Genomic DNA, 15,075 nt, shown 5'->3' on the forward strand with positions numbered 1-15,075 from the left:
TCCCATGTCGCTACACGAACCGGATCTGGCCCTGCACGTCGAGGACCTGACCGTCAGCTACCACAGCAAGCCGGTGCTGTGGGACATCGACTTCGACGTACCGCCCGGGGTGATGGCCGCCATCATCGGCCCCAACGGCGCCGGCAAGAGCACCCTGATCAAGAGCGTGCTGGGGCTGGTGCCCACGGTGGCGGGGCACGTCACCCTGCACGGCCGCCCCTACAAGGCGCAGCGTCGCCGGGTCGGCTACGTGCCGCAGCGCTCGAGCGTCGACTGGGACTTCCCCACCACCGCGCTGGATGTGGTGACCATGGGGCTCTACGGCCGGCTGGGCTGGCTGCGTCGCCCGGGGCGTCGCGAGCGCGACGAGGCGATGGCGGCGCTGGAGCTGGTCGGCATGGCCGACCTCGCCAAGCGCCAGATCAGCCAGCTCTCCGGCGGCCAGCAGCAGCGGGTGTTCCTGGCCCGGGCGCTGGTGCAGAAGGCCGACGTCTACTTCCTCGACGAGCCCATGGCCGGGGTCGACGCCACCACCGAACGCGCCATCGTCGACATCCTTCGCCGCCTGCGCGACGAGGGCAAGACGGTGATCGTGGTGCACCACGACCTGCAAACGGTGCGTAGCTACTTCGACTGGCTGCTGATCCTCAACGTGCGGGTCATCGCCCAGGGGCCGGTCGCCGAGGTCTATACCGCCGATCACCTGCGTCAGGCCTACGGCGGCCAGATCGCCCTGCTCGACCAGGATACCTTCCGCTCCGGGGAGGCGGCCGCCGAGGCCGCGGAGCGGGCCGGATGAGCGTCGTCGAGCTGCTCTCCGACTACACCATCCAGAACGTCGTCGCCGGGGCGGCCCTGCTGGGGCTCGTCAGTGGGGTGCTGGGCACCTTCGCGGTGCTACGCCAGCAAAGCCTGCTCGGCGACACCATGTCCCATGCCGCGCTGCCCGGGGTCTGCCTGGGCTTCATCATCGCCGGCACCCGGGAGATCGGCAGCATCCTGCTCGGGGCGCTGGCCACCGGCGCGCTGGCCGCGCTGGTGATGCTGCTGCTGACCCGCATGAGCCGGCTCAAGACCGACGCCGGCCTCGGCATCACCCTGAGCGTCTTCTTCGCCATGGGCGTGGTGCTGCTGACCCACATCCAAGGCATGAACAACGCCTCCCAGGGCGGCCTCGATGCCTTCCTGTTCGGCCAGGCGGCGGCGACCCTGCGCTCCGACCTGTGGATCATGGGCGGCATCACCGCCGTGGCCCTCGCGCTGGTCGCGGCACTGTGGAAGGAGTTCAAGCTGGTCTCCTTCGACCCTGAGTTCGCCACCTCCCTGGGCATGCCGGTGGCCTGGCTCGAGGTGCTGCTCACGGTGATGGTGGCGCTGGCCGTGGTGGTCGGGCTGCAGATGGTCGGGGTGGTGCTGATGGCGGCGATGATCATTGCCCCGGCGGTGGCCGCCCGCCAGTGGAGCCGCCGCCTCGAGGACATGGTGCTGCTGGCCGCGCTGATCGGCGTGGCCGGCGGCATCTTCGGCGCGCTGTTAAGCGCGCTCTCCCGGGGGCTTGCCACCGGGCCGCTGATCATCCTGAGCGTCTCCAGCGTGGTGCTGGTGTCGCTGACCCTGGCGCCGGAGCGCGGCTTCCTCTGGGAGGCGCTGCGCCGGGTTCGCGCGCGGCGCCGGCTGCGCTACCAGCAGGTGCTGACCACCCTCTACCGGCTCGCCGTGCACCACGCCGACCCGGTCTATCGCTCGGAGCAGGGCATGCTCGACACCTACCACGGCCTGCGCACCCGCGCCGTGCTGAGCCAGCTCGAGCGCCGGGGCCTCGTCGAATGGCAGGCCTCGCCGCCCGGCGAGCCCGGGCCGGCCCGGCGCTGGGTGCTGACCTCGGCGGGCATCGACGAGGCCGAGCGTGTGCTCGACGCCCTCGGCCGGGAGGACGCCTGATGCTCACCGCCCTGCTCGACAACGTGGCCCTGCAGATCATGCTGGTGGGCGCCCTGGTGGGCATCGCCTCCACCCTGGTGGGCACCTTCCTGGTGCTGCGCGGCACCAGCATGCTCTCCGACGCCATCGGCCACTCCATCGTCTTTGGTATCGTCATCGTTTGGCTGATCACCCATCAGCAGAGCGGGCCCGTGCAGATCCTCGGCGCCGCCCTGGCCGGCGTGCTCACGGTGTTTCTCACCGAGCTGCTGGTCAGCACCCGACGGGTCAAGAAGGACGCCGCCATCGGCCTGGTCTTCCCCGTGCTGTTCTCGATCGGCGTGCTGCTGCTCAACCTCTACGCCCGGGACGTGCACATCGACACCCACACCGTGCTGCTCGGCGAGATCGGCTTCGTGTGGCTCGATACCGTGACCCTCGGCGACTACCGGGTGCCGCGCTCGCTGCTCTCCATGGGCGCCATGACCCTGCTCAACGCCGCCTTCGTGGTGCTGTTCTTCAAGGAGCTCAAGCTCGCCACCTTCGACGAGGCGCTGGCCAAGGCCCTCGGCCTGGCGCCGGGGCTGCTGTTTTACGCGCTGCTGCTGCTGACCAGCGGCACCGCCGTGGCGGCCTTCGACGCGGTGGGGGCGGTGCTCTTCGTCGCCTTCGTCATCGTGCCGCCCTCGACGGCCTACCTGCTCACCGACCGGCTGTGGCTGATGTTCCTCTACGGCATCGCCGTCTCCATCGGCTCGAGCGTCAGCGGCTACGCCCTGGCGGTGGCCTGGGACGTCTCGATCGGCGGCATGATGGCGGTGATGACCGGCGCCTTCCTGATGCTGGCCTTCCTCGCCGGGCCGCGCTATGGCCTGGTCGCCCAGCTGCTGCGCCGCCGCGGCCAGCGCCGCCACAACGAGATCCGCACCCTCGCCGTGCACCTCTATAACCACGAAGGGGAGCCGGAGCAGGGCGAGGAGAACGTCATCCGCGCCCTGCGCGACCACCTGCGCTGGGACGCCGCCAAGGCCGCCCGGGTGGTGCAGCGAAGCAGCGACCAGCGGCTGATCGTGCGCGAGGGCGAGGCCCTGCGCCTCACCTCCCAGGGCCGGGAGATGGCCCGGGAGATCCTCGATCCCAGCGGCCGCCGAGCCGTCTGACGCCTTTCCTCGCGGGCTGACCTCACCGGGAAGCCCGCCCCGTCTTACCCCTGCGACCTCTGCATGCCTGGCCCTCAGGCCGCTCTGGCGTCAGCCCATTTGCGCGGAATCTTTCATACTGAGACGAGATAGCCGGCGGCGTGCAGTTCAACGGGGCCTTCGAGCGTGACGTCCAGCGCCGGCCATGTGGTTCCCCCTTGTTAACAACCTGAGGAGTTGGCGATGGAAACCTTCGAAGGAAAAGGGGCCTGTCTCTGCGGCGCAGTGACATTCACCGCAAATAACGCCCGCAAGGGCATCGAGGCCTGCCATTGCGGGATGTGCAGGACATGGGGAGGCGGGCCATTGATGGTCAGTCGCTGTGGGAGTGACGTCGCTTTCGACGGCGAGAAAAACATTTCGGTTTACCCATCTTCAGAATGGGCGGAGCGCGGTTTCTGTAACGTATGTGGTAGTCATCTGTTTTTCCGCCTGAAGGATACCCATACCCATTTCATTCCCGTGGGGCTCTTCGAGCATCAGGCGGCTTTCACCTTCAGGCAGCAATCCTGTGTCGACAGGAAGCCATCGTTCTATGCCTTCGAGAACAGGACAACCAACCTGACCGAGGCCCAGCTGATGGGCACGTGATGCCCATCAGGAAAAACAGATCGCCATTGCATGCGGTTGGTGAACTCGGTCGCTACCCTCTCAATTCTGCTGCTGGTGTGAGGCATGACATCAGCGCCAACGTCATGGCCGGCGGCCCCCCGGTCACCTCTCCGTGCAGGCCGAGAGAGCGAGCAGGCCCTGACGGTCTTGAAGGAGCGTCGAGTCCCGGCGTCTCGCCCCCTCGCGACTTTCGCATGGCTGGCCCTCAGGCCGCTTTGGTGTCAGGCTGACGGGTAACGAAATGTTGCAAAGCGTCAGCGATGGCCCGCCAATCGGGCCGACATGCAGGGACAAGCCCATGATCCTTAAGGAAAAGGATGCCTCCCCGAACGGGGAGGGCCGTGGCGGCGACGAGCGCGCCTTCTACGGCCACAAGCAGGAGCAGGACGTCGCCTTCCAGCTGCGCCGCGAGTTCGGCGAGCACAAGCAGATCCACGTCATCAACGACCTGCGTCTCGAGCACCACGGCGAGCGGGCGCAGATCGACCACCTGATCCTCCACCCCTACGGCTTCATCATCGTCGAGTCCAAGAGCATCGTCGGTGAGGTCACGGTCAATGCTGCCGGCGAGTGGTCACGCAGCTACCAGGGCAACTGGATGGGGATGCCGTCGCCGATCCGCCAGGGTGAGCTTCAACTGGACATACTCAAGGCGCTGCTGAGCGATAATGTTGAACATTTTCTCGGCAAGCTGCTGGGTATCCAGACGCAAGTGGCCCATCGCGAGTGGCGCACGCTCTGCGCCATTTCCAGCACCGCCATCCTGCATCGCGACAAGATGCCAAAGGACGTAGCGAACAGGGTTGTGAAAACCGAGTTCGTGGCCAGCAAGGTGAAGGAACTCGTCGGCAACTTGAAGGTAGGCTTTCTCAAGGGGCGGGCCGGGTTCTTCGCGGGGGAGCTCGACAATATCGGCAGCTTCCTGCTCGAGCATTACGCACAGGTGAGCACTGCCCCGGCCGGCAGCGATAGCGCAACCGCCACACCAGAACCGGCCACCCCCGTTGCTGAGCCCGAACCGCACTATTCGGCTGCCCCAGCGCCGGAAAATGTCTCCTTTCATACCGAGCACACCGCACAACCCCAGAGCCTGCTGGCCTGCAAGCAGTGCGGAGAGGCACGTCATCTCACCGGCATGTACGGCCAGTACGGCTACTACGTGAAATGCGGCCGCTGCAGCACCAACACCTCGATGAAGCAGCCATGCCCCGCCTGCGGCTGGAAGAGCGTGCGCGTATCCAAGGATGGCCAGGATTACACCGGAACCTGTAGGAAATGCGCGCAGCAGTTTCTGGTCTTTCGGCAGGTATAGGGGAGGGAGATTTTATGTCAGCTATCGACCCAAAGCGGTCACACCGGATAAGGCAGCGAGCACGCTCATCGGTGTTATACAGCCGGAACTGTGATCAGTTTTATACTGCCAAGGTATACTTAATATTTCGAGTTTAAGTATGTTATGTTGAAAACGGTGCGCAGCATAACATTGTTGAACGTGACGGCGCGCTCATTCAATATCAGAGCGCTCCACCTAATACCTTTTATTTTCACTTGAGGCAAAGACTTCGTGATTAAAGACTGGGTTCGGTACGAAGATATTGAAGAAAAAAGAAAGGGATACTATGTACACTATTCGCCAGTTTTTACTGACCAAGAGTTTTCCCTGCTAACTATTAATATATACACCCCTGAGTTAGTAGAGAAAACTAAGGAGATTGCTGAGGCGGAGCTGAAACACTGGATTGAAAGGTACCCAGCACCGTTGATGGTTTTAGTAAAGAACCTGACCGACATCAAGTTGACAACAAAAGATTTAGCTGGTGAAAATTACTTGCTAGGCTACCCGAGAAAAAGCGGAATTTATCACTGCTGGGGAGACTATCCAGAAGGCGATAAGCCAAATATTGACCTATCTAAAGATAGACTAGCTGAAATATACTCAGAATTACCATTTAAAACAAGTGCTCAGGTTGAAAACGAGCTTCGCCTCCAGGCAAGAGGCATAAAAACATTACGCATGGCCCTGATCTTCTGGCTTTGTGTAATTCCAGCATTAATTGCATATTTTGGCTGGGCGAGTCCTGTTGTATCTTTTTTGGCTTTCGCCTATAGCTTGTACATGGCAGCAAGAAAAGGCCTTGAATTGTGGGGCGTAAAACATAAATCGCCGAAAGAGCTCGAGAAAGAGAAAGAAAAGCAGCTTAAAGAACACCATCACTACCACTGTAAAATGAATCCTGAGGGTTTTCTTAAGCTTAGGCTTGAAAACTTCGGAAAAGAAAGCATGGATAGAAAGAAGGCTAAAATTGAAAGCATGCGCAACTATTAAGTTAAATTGCTCAAGCGTACTCCGGGCCTGCGACCATCCGTGAGATGCTCCGCAGCGTTGCTACTGCGCGCCGCTTAGAAAAAGCGTTATATGCCAAAGGAGGAATGGTGGAAGCCACAAGTATTGTTCGTAAATTATTTGATGGAGTGGTTCCTGAGAGAGCTACAGATATTGAGGCTATTACACAGAAGTATGATCATAAGTTTAGATTGATCGCAGATCGTGAAGGATTCAATTTAGATGCGGGCGGGTTCTCTGCGATTCAATACACAAGTAGGTCAACGCGCCAAATGTGGCTTTTCGGCTACGCGGGAATGCAGGCACTGCATTGTTATTCTTCACTAATTGTATTGCTTAAATCTTTGAATAAAACGCTCGAAATTGATGAAGTTAACAGGATGCCTGGTCAAGCAGAAGAAGATGAAAAATTCAAAAAAATAGTAGATGCCGTAAAAGATTTAAATTCAGTATTTCATGAAGATGACTTTAGTTGGCCCTCAGACATACCGGAGCCAGAGAGTGGAAGGCCCGAAGATGCTGAGCGTGCCGCCGTTTTTGATTTAACATGTATGGCAACAGCATATGTATTCTTGCATGAGTTAAAACACGTAATATTTTCTGCAGAAGGTGATGCGCCTGAAGATCCTAGGATCGAAGAGTATAGGTGTGATGAGTTTGCTAAGGAAATGATGATATCTGAAATTCGTCAGTACGCCGAGTCGAGTGGTTATCCCGAGGATGAAGTTATAAGGAAGCGAATGATGGGGGTTGCCCTTGCATCCGCATTTATATTATTTGCAACAGGAAAAGACCGTTTTGCCGGTTCAGAAAGCCACCCACCTGTTCATGGGCGCTGGCTAGCGACCGTAAAAGACGTAAATTTACCTGATGATGACTGGTTTTGGCTGTATTTTTCATCACTTTCCTTGGCGCTGCTAAAATACTACTCAATAAGTATTTCGCCAAAAACCATCCAAAGCTATAAGTCGCTATGTTTAGACTTGGTAGTTGATCTTGAAAATGGTATATAAAAAAGCCATCAAATTCGCTCCCTACGGTCGCCCGACGCTCGCAAGCTTGCGCCGTTTATGGCGGCGTTACATAAGCTTCTTCTATACGTCTGATTCTGGCCGAAAGAGGTCTGTCCGGTAATGTTCGCATGTTGGTTTGTCCTTGATAAAATCACTAGGTAAATGGAGTCAGCTTTCATTGTCTTATGCCATCACCTTTCTAGGACCTTTCCTGATTCAGTGAATCTCTTTGCGAGCCGGGTGCAATGATCGATGGACCATGCACCCGGAACTCGCCAGGTCTACTTTTTTATTTCCTTCGATGATCTCCAGTGTGATGGGAAGGGTCACCTGCACTAAGCAACTTGTCTAGCCGTTGCCTGTGTCGTTGAAAGGCCGGCAATGCGATTGGCAAAATGGCGCGCTGCTGTGAAGGTGGACCAAGCCAGAATGCGAATGAAGCGTTCATCATCACGCTTGTCGCCCAGTATGGTCTCGATGATCTCGTCGTCCAGCTGGTATGAGGCCTTGGCCACCAGCAGTGCGAAACGGCCGATGTCTCGGGCTTCGCCTTCCAGTCCTTCGGTTTCAGCCTCCACCCAGTAACGACTGATGGGCATTGCTTCGTTCTGCCAACCTTTCAGCCTTGCATGAACCAGTTGCTGCGTCTCCGCAGGTACCACCCCCTGCGCCTGTTGCTCCACGGCAGCGGCCCATTGGGCGAGTGTTCGGGCGATACGCGGGTGGGAGGCCGCCCAGTGCATGTCGGCCGGCAGTTCGGCGGGGGGCAAGAGAGTCAGACTTCGCCCCGGCTGGAGCGGGGAAGTGTGTGTCGCACGCAGCTCGCCACCGAAGAGCCATAGTGCAGCCGCTTTGATAGCATCCAGGCTCCAGGGCGCTTTGACCGGCGAACCATCCATGACGATATGGCTGAAGCGATTAATATCACTCAACGCCATCAGCGCCCCGATCGCTTCAGGCAACTCATCGTCGTTAAAAGGGACGCTCGTGGGCGGCTCTGCGCCGGGTGTGGCAACCGCTCGTACCCACAGCAAGCGTTCTCTGAGCAAGGGATCTGTGATTTGATCCTCCCGTTCGCTGAGAATCTGCCTGGCATCATCGTGGCGGTCGCCTGCATGCACCAGGCTCACCAGCATGTCACCGCAATAGGGGCAATCGTTGATGCTGGATAGCGTGGCGGTCATCGCTTCCTTGGTGGTGCGATCGAGATGGTCGTCAACCAAGGCGGTTTCCCGTCCGGCACTCCAGATCGCCGCTAGAAGCAATGGCACCTTGGAGCGGCTAGTGAGTGAGCCGTTGATGAAAAAATCGTCAGTGATCATGTCGTAGACTTCTGCGACGAGCCCTCTCGCCTTGTGGCGCGGAACCGCCTCTACGTAGCGCACGGTCCTGAGCGATAGGGTATCGAACAGCCAAAAGCGGAGTGTTTTCGGTAAAAGTGCCATGATGCGCTCCTTATGTTGATCGGAAACCATTAACGTCGTGTGGCGATTACTTCGAGGTATTCACCTTGTAGGGTGAGGCCACCCTCACCAGCTGGCAGGCTATAGGTTCGATAGATTTCAGCCAGATCTCTCGATAGAGCCTGCTGCCCTGCCTCGTCAACGGCTTCGAACGCTCTCTTTACAGGGCCGAAGGTGGTATGGAACAGCATCACCAGTTCATCGATTGAAAATGGGAAGTGCCACTTGGGATAAAGTTTTCGCCGGAACTTAACGTTGGTGAAATGTTCCGTCAGCCTTTGCCTTGCGGTGGACTCATCTCCCCACAATACCGGGGATATCGCTCCCGGAGGTGGCGGTACACGCTTGGCTACTGCCTGGAACAGCTGCGCGGGCATGCTTCTGGGCGTCCAGTTGCACATGTAAAGTGTGCCGCCAGGACGCAGTACCCGCGCAAACTCGCTGGTAACCCGATCGGGTCGTGGTGCGAACATGGCACCAATCATGCTGATGACTGAGTCGAACGAGGCCTCTTCGAAGGGAAGTTTCTCAGCATCTCCCTGATCGAAGCGTGCATCCAGCCCTTCATCACGCGCTCGCTGATTGGCACAGTCGACAAGATTTTGAGCGATATCGACGCCTGTCACCTTGAGCCCCAGACGCGCAGCAGGCAGTGCCGACTGACCGCTCCCGCAGGCAACATCCAGGAGACGCTGTCCGGGTGTAAGGTGCCAGTTGGAAACGATATCGATGGCGCCTTGTTCCATATACTTGGCAAAGTGGGCGTAATCCCCATCCTCCCAAGTAGCCTTCTGCCGGGCCTTCAAGGCCGCGATGGCTTCACTGCCCCGTGATTCCTCGATCTGCTGTGCTTGAATGGTCATGGTCTGATCTCCACATTCGCGACGTTTTCGTTGGGATTTAGCCTCGCGCTAGGCTATCCAGAAGGTAGGAGCAGACCGATATGGCAGATACTGCGTGATGTGTAGTAATCGACTACGTATTGCGTAGTGATGCCGATGGGGATACAACATGCTGAAATACGGACAGTTTTGTCCAGTTGCCAAAGCAGCTGAAATACTCGGGGAAAAGTGGACGTTGCTGATCCTGAGAGAGTTATTGCTTGGGGCGACGCGTTTCAGTCAGTTGCAGAAGGGATTGAGCAAGATATCCCCCACCGTATTGAACAAGCGTCTGCACACCCTGCAAGAAGCTGGGCTCATAATCCGGCGGTGCGTGCCTGATCAGCGAAGCCAGGAATACCAGCTTACCGAGGCTGGTCGTGAGCTTTACCCTATTATCATCCAGATCGCCGAATGGGGAATGCGCTGGGCGCGCGGACAGATGACTGACGATGAACTGGACGTTCAGCTGCTGATGAACAATGTCCAATCGAGAATTGATCCGGAAAAACTGCCCGGAGGCCGGACCATCATCCATTTTCACTATACCGATCTGCAGAGATACAACCATTGGTGGATCAAGGTGAACGGTCAAGACGTCGATCTATGCATCGACAATCCTTGTGTCGACGTGGACGTCAATATCACCACCGATCTACGCACCATGACCGAGGTATGGTTGGGCGACCTGTCCATAAACAACGCCCGTGATAGCGGTAAGTTAAAGGTCGTAGCGCCCTCGGCTTATACGCGCAACATTCGGTCCTGGCTTGGTCTCTATTTTCTTGCCGATGTGAGGCCGCAGCAGCCGAACTGAACGTTGGAATGCGTAGCCATCGGCGATGTGGATCTTCTGGTGTGGTCGGTCGGAAACAGCCGCGGTGAATCTGGGAACCCTAGGTGGGAAGCTTCACATGATGTTCGCTTGTGGCCGACGGCGGACGGCTCGAAGTAGAAATACCGGCTCGCTGACGAGGCATTCATCCACGTCAGCGAGCCGTTTCTCTCCCCTTACTGACTGACCAGCTTCGCCCGGCTGGTGCCGTTGCCCAGCGGCTCCACCTGGATCTGCACAGGGATGCGCTCGTGCATCTCCTGCACGTGGGAGATCACGCCGACGCGGCGGCCCAGGGCCTGCAGGCCGTCCAGCGCCTCCATGGCGAGCGCCAGGGATTGTGGGTCGAGGCTGCCGAAGCCCTCGTCGATGAACAGCGACTCGATGGTGAGCTCGCCGGAGGCCATGGAGGCGAGCCCCAGCGCCAGGGCGAGGGAGACCAGGAAGGTCTCGCCGCCGGAGAGCGAGTGCACCGAGCGGCGCTCGTCGCCCATGTCGACATCCACCACCAGCAGGCCCAGGGGGCTGCCGCCGCGCACCAGCCGGTAGCGGCGGGAGAGCCCACTCAGGTGGGCGTTGGCGTGCTCCAGTAGCTGCTCCAGGTTGTAGGCCTGGGCGATGCGCCGGAAGGCCTTGCCGTCGGCGGAGCCGATCAGCTCGTTGATCTGGCCCCAGCGGCGGAACTCGGCCTGGGCGGTCTCGAGCTCTGTCTGGCCGGCCTTGCGCCGCTCGCGGCGCCGATCGTCGTCACTCAGGGCGAAGGCGGCCTCGTCGCGGGCCCGCTGGGCCTCCTCCAGGCGCGGGGTCAGCTCGGCCTCGGCCTCCTCCAGTGCCTCCCGGCGGCGGCGCAGTGCCTCGGCCACGGCGTCACCGAGCAGCGCCTCGTCGCGCTCCTCTTCGCGACTCGCTTCCTCGATCTCCTCGATCAGGCCCTGGTCGCGGCGGTGGCGCAGCAGGGCGTCGCGCCGCTCGGCGAGGGTAGCGGCGGCGCGCTGGCGGGCCTGGTCGGCGGCCTCGATCTGGCGCTCCTCGTTGCGGGCCGCCTCCTCGGTCTGGGCAAGCAGCCGGGTGAGGGTGGCGTCGGTCAGCTCGGGGTTCGCCGCTCGCCAGTCGGTGAGCTCGCGGGCGAGGGTATCGCGCTCACGGCGCAGCCCCTCGAGCCGCTCGGCCTCGTGTTCGACCCGCTGGGCGAGGCGTTGCTGCTCCTGCTGGGCGGCGTGCCAGCGTGCCTGGGCGGCGTCGCGGGCCTGGCGGGCCTGCTCCTGGCGGGCGTCGAGGTGCTGCTGCCAGGCGTCCGGCGAGGCGTGATCGCCGAGCCGGGCGGCGAGCCCACGGGAAAGCCGCTCGCGCTCGTCGCGCAGCGGCGGCAGCCGCTCGTCCAGGTCGGCCAGCGCCGTGTCGGCGTGCTGCTTCTCGGCCTCCAGGCGCGCCAGGGCGACATGGCCCTCCTGCAGCGCCTGCTCCAGCGGGGCCAGCTCGGCCTCGGCCCGGGCCAGCTCGTCCAGGCGCTCTCGCGCCTCGCGGCGGCGGGTCTCGCTCGCCTCGCGCTCGGCATCGAGCCATTCCTTCCGCTCGCTCGCCTCGATGGCGGCGAGCTCTTGTTGCAGCGGATGTGCCTCCAGGGCCTCCTGGGCGGCGTGGCGCTGCCGCTCGGCCGCCTCGCGATCCTGCCGGTGGCGGGCGAGGGCGGCCTCCACGGCGCGGTACTCGCCGAAAAGCTCGTCGCGCTGCCGCTGAGCCGCGTCGCGCGCCTCGCGGGCCGCGTCGAGCTGGCGGGCTTCCTCCGCCTCCTGGGCCTCGAGCTGGGCGGCCTCCGGCGTGGCCGGCGGGTGCTGCCGCCAGGGGTGATCGTGGCCGCCGCACACGGGGCAGGGCTCGCCCTCGACGAGGGCCTCGCGCAGCCGCGCTACGCTCTCGCTGCGCACGGCGCGGCTGCGATCGATCAGTGCGCTGACGCTGTCGAGGTGGGCCTGGGCGCGGTCCAGGGCTTGGCGGGCGTTCTGGCCCTCGGTCAGCAAGTGGTTCTTGCGGGTTTCGTCGTCGCCGAGCCGGCGGGTGAGCTGGGCGAGGGCCTGCTCCGCGCGACCGAGCTCCTGCCAGCGGCTGGCGAGCTCGCCCAGCGCCAGGTGGCGATGGGCTGCCTGGTCGTGGATCTGCTGAGCGGCCTGGCGAGCGTCGTCGAGACGAGGGTGAGTGCCCACCAACCGCTGGAGGGTCGCCTGCCAGTCATCGCGCTGTCGCTGCCGCGCCTGCTGGGCCTCGCTGGCCGTGCGGTGCTCCCGGGCCAGCCGCGTGGCCTCGGCCTGCTGCCGGGTGCGGGCCGCCTCCAGGTCGGCGAGCTGCTTCTCCTGAGTGGCGAGGCGCTGGGCCTCCTCCCGGGCCTCGCGCAGGGCGGGCTCGGCCTCGCGGCGCGCCGCGGAGGCCTCGGCCAGGGCGCGCTCGCGGGCATCAAAGGCCTCGCGGGCCTCGGCCTGCTCGCGCTCGGCGTTGGTGAGCGCTCGCCTCGTCTCGGCGTGGCTCACCTCCAGGGCGGCGATCTCGTCGGGCAGGGCGGCCCGGCGGGCCAGCGCATGGCGCTGCGGGGCGATCAGCCGGCGCCACTCGCGGTCGGCGCGCGCCTCGGCCAGCGCCTGCCATTCGGCCTCGGCGCTCTGCTGTTGGGTCACGCCCTGGCGATATGCCTCGTGCAGCTTGGCATCGTCGTCGTGCCAGCGGCGCCGGGCCTGGAGCGATGCCGCCTGGCTCTGCAGGTCAGTGAGCGCTCGCTGAGTAGCCTCGGCCGCCTGCTCCAGTTCGGCGCGAGCCTCGGCGTCGGCGGGCCGGTCGTCGGCGAGCCTGGCCTCCAGGGCTTCGACGGCCTTCCTGGCGGCGCTCGCGCGCTGGTAGGCGGCCCTGGAGATCGCCGAGTACTCGGCGGTGCCGGTGAGGCGCTCGAGCAGGTCGCTGCGCTCGTTGTCGTCGGCCTGGAGGAAGGCGGCGAACTCGCTCTGGGCGAGCAGCACGGCGCGGGTGAACTGGTCGAAGGTGAGCCCCAGGCGCTCCGGCAGCAGGCGTTCGAACTCGCGCTTCTGGGTGGTCAGCAGGCGGTCGTCGTCGAGGTCGCGCAGCGACTGCTCGGCCTTCTGCAGCTTGCCGCCGACCTTCTCCCGGGCGCGGCGCACCGCCCAGCGGGCGCGGTAGCGTCGCCCGTCGCGGCCGACGAAGTCCACCTCGGCGTAGCCGCTCGCCGTGCCACGGCGCAGCAGGGTGCGGGGGTCGCTGGTGGTCAGGGTGGAGTCCGGGGTGTCGTCGACCTGGCTGTCGCGGGCCGGGGCCTGGCGAAGCCGCGGCGTGCCGCCGTAGAGCGCCAGGCAGAGCGCATCGAGCAGGGTGCTCTTGCCGGCGCCGGTGGGGCCGGTGATGGCGAAGAGCCCGGCATCGTTCAGCGGCGCGGTGGTGAAGTCGAGCTCGAGGGGGCCGGGCAGCGAGGCCAGGTTCTCCAGGCGCAGGGCGAGGATTCTCATGACGTCACCTCCTCGTCGGCGTCGAGCACGTCCTGGCAGAGCCGGTCGAAGTCGGCGAGCACGTCCGCCTCCGGCGGCTCTCCCCAGCGGTCGGCCCAGGTGCGCTCGAAGAGCTTGCGCGGGCCGAGGCTCTCCAGGTCGATGCGCGCCGGGGCGTCCTCGCCCTCGACCCGGGGCAGGCGGCGCTCGAGGCGCAGCAGGCGCAGCGCCTTGCCCTCGAGCGCCGCCTCCACCCGGGCGCGCAGGTCGGGGATCGGGGCCTCGAGCGTGACGCGCACCTCCAGCCAGGGCCAGGTATCTCGTGAACGCTCCCGCCCCCGAGCGCCTGACAGTTCGGGATCGTCCTCGAGCGCCGCGAGCTCGGCCAGCACCTGCTCCAGCGGCGCGGGTCCGACGCGGTGCATGGCCACCGGGCGGGGCACGGGGATGGCCTCCGTATTCGCCAGCGCCTCGCCCTCGAGCATCACCTCCACCACCTGGTGGGGATAGCTGACCTCGCTGAAGTCCAGCGGCAGGGGGCTGCCGCTGTAGCGAATCCGCGCCTCGCCGACCTGCTGGGCGCGGTGCAGGTGACCGAGCGCCACGTAGGCGATGTCGTCCGGGAAGAGGGCGGCGGAGATCGACTCCTCGCCGCCGATCACGATGGGCCGCTCGCTGGCCTCGGAGACGGCGGCGCCGTGCAGGTGGGCGTGGCTCATCGCCACCAGCGCCTGGCCGGGCTCGCGCCGGGCGCGGGCGGCCTCGATCAGCCGGGTGTGCACGCGGTTGATGCCGGCGACGTAGTCGTTGGGCGCGTCGTCGTCCTCGTCGGCGCGCACGCCGGTGCCGGTCACCTCGGCGGGGCGCAGGAAGGGCAGCGCCAGGCACCAGGCGCGGGTCGCGCCCTCGGCGTCGGTGAGCGGCACCAGCAACCGCTCGGCGTCGAGGTCGCCGTCGTCCTGCCAGTAGACCCGGCCGAGGGCGTGGGTGTTGAGCCTTCGCATCAGTGGGGCGGGCAGCTCGATGCGGTTGCCGCTGTCGTGGTTGCCGGCGATCAGCACGATCTCGAGGCCCGGCAGGCGCCGGTGGGCGTCGACGATGAAGTCGTAGAGCAGCGCCTGGGCGGCCAGCGACGGATTGACCACGTCGAAGATGTCGCCGGCCACCAGCAGGGCGTCGGCGTTGCGCTCGACCAGGGTGTCGAGCAGCCAGTTAAGGAAGGCGCGATGCTCGACGTGGCGCTCCTGGCCGTGGAAGCTCTGGCCCAGGTGCCAGTCGGCGGTGTGGATCAGTCTCAAGGTCGGCTCCCCGGTGGTCCGTCACGCG

Annotated in this window: 12 protein-coding genes; 8 read left to right on the top strand and 4 right to left on the bottom strand. The window is 63.3% G+C overall.

Going from position 1 to position 15,075, the window contains the following annotated elements; translation table 11 throughout:
• Positions 1-4 precede the first annotated feature (4 nt).
• The 7 genes from ABE957_RS09095 to ABE957_RS09125 all read left to right on the top strand — a co-directional run bounded on the left by ABE957_RS09095 (position 5) and on the right by ABE957_RS09125 (position 7,088).
• Positions 5-799 (top strand): metal ABC transporter ATP-binding protein, encoded by a 795-nt coding sequence (locus tag ABE957_RS09095; RefSeq protein ID WP_349758345.1) that lies wholly within the window; start codon positions 5-7, stop codon positions 797-799.
• Positions 796-1,941 carry a metal ABC transporter permease gene (locus tag ABE957_RS09100; RefSeq protein ID WP_349758346.1) on the top strand — a complete coding sequence of 382 codons (1,146 nt, stop codon included), beginning with the start codon at positions 796-798 and terminating at the stop codon, positions 1,939-1,941. Before ABE957_RS09095 ends, ABE957_RS09100 begins: the two co-directional genes overlap by 4 nt.
• On the top strand, positions 1,941-3,080 hold the full coding sequence (locus ABE957_RS09105) for a metal ABC transporter permease (protein WP_349758347.1): 1,140 nt from the start codon (positions 1,941-1,943) through the stop codon (positions 3,078-3,080). The genes ABE957_RS09100 and ABE957_RS09105 overlap by 1 nt, the downstream gene beginning before the upstream one ends.
• 222 nt (positions 3,081-3,302) lie before the next feature.
• Positions 3,303-3,710: a GFA family protein gene (locus ABE957_RS09110; RefSeq protein WP_349758348.1), complete on the top strand. Its 408-nt coding sequence runs from the start codon at positions 3,303-3,305 to the stop codon at positions 3,708-3,710.
• Positions 3,711-4,029: 319 nt separating this feature from the next.
• Positions 4,030-5,043 (top strand): nuclease-related domain-containing protein, encoded by a 1,014-nt coding sequence (locus tag ABE957_RS09115; protein WP_349758349.1) that lies wholly within the window; start codon positions 4,030-4,032, stop codon positions 5,041-5,043.
• Between the two features lie 252 nt (positions 5,044-5,295).
• A complete protein-coding gene (locus ABE957_RS09120) occupies positions 5,296-6,057 on the top strand; it encodes a hypothetical protein (protein WP_349758350.1) in 762 nt (253 codons plus the stop codon).
• A gap of 44 nt (positions 6,058-6,101) precedes the next feature.
• Positions 6,102-7,088 (top strand): phage exclusion protein Lit family protein, encoded by a 987-nt coding sequence (locus ABE957_RS09125; protein WP_349758351.1) that lies wholly within the window; start codon positions 6,102-6,104, stop codon positions 7,086-7,088.
• Positions 7,089-7,423: 335 nt separating this feature from the next.
• Here ABE957_RS09125 and ABE957_RS09130 read toward each other — a convergent pair whose 3' ends face one another.
• Together ABE957_RS09130 and ABE957_RS09135 are read right to left on the bottom strand one after the other, a co-directional pair.
• The gene (locus tag ABE957_RS09130) at positions 7,424-8,533 is read right to left on the bottom strand and encodes a carboxymuconolactone decarboxylase family protein (protein ID WP_349758352.1); all 1,110 of its coding nucleotides are present in this window, start codon (positions 8,531-8,533) and stop codon (positions 7,424-7,426) included.
• A gap of 29 nt (positions 8,534-8,562) precedes the next feature.
• Positions 8,563-9,414 (bottom strand): class I SAM-dependent methyltransferase, encoded by an 852-nt coding sequence (locus tag ABE957_RS09135; protein WP_349758353.1) that lies wholly within the window; start codon positions 9,412-9,414, stop codon positions 8,563-8,565.
• A gap of 148 nt (positions 9,415-9,562) precedes the next feature.
• On the opposite strand from ABE957_RS09135, the gene ABE957_RS09140 reads away from it, so the two are divergent.
• Positions 9,563-10,249 (top strand): winged helix-turn-helix transcriptional regulator, encoded by a 687-nt coding sequence (locus tag ABE957_RS09140; RefSeq protein ID WP_349758355.1) that lies wholly within the window; start codon positions 9,563-9,565, stop codon positions 10,247-10,249.
• A gap of 194 nt (positions 10,250-10,443) precedes the next feature.
• On the opposite strand, the gene ABE957_RS09145 is transcribed toward ABE957_RS09140, so the two are convergent.
• Together ABE957_RS09145 and ABE957_RS09150 are read right to left on the bottom strand one after the other, a co-directional pair.
• A complete protein-coding gene (locus ABE957_RS09145; protein ID WP_349758356.1) occupies positions 10,444-13,770 on the bottom strand; it encodes an AAA family ATPase in 3,327 nt (1,108 codons plus the stop codon).
• The gene (locus ABE957_RS09150; protein WP_349758357.1) at positions 13,767-15,047 is read right to left on the bottom strand and encodes an exonuclease SbcCD subunit D; all 1,281 of its coding nucleotides are present in this window, start codon (positions 15,045-15,047) and stop codon (positions 13,767-13,769) included. The genes ABE957_RS09145 and ABE957_RS09150 overlap by 4 nt, the downstream gene beginning before the upstream one ends.
• Positions 15,048-15,075: the final 28 nt, after the last annotated feature.

Source organism: Halomonas pelophila (assembly GCF_040196315.1).
GTDB classification, from domain to species: Bacteria; Pseudomonadota; Gammaproteobacteria; order Pseudomonadales; family Halomonadaceae; genus Halomonas; species Halomonas pelophila.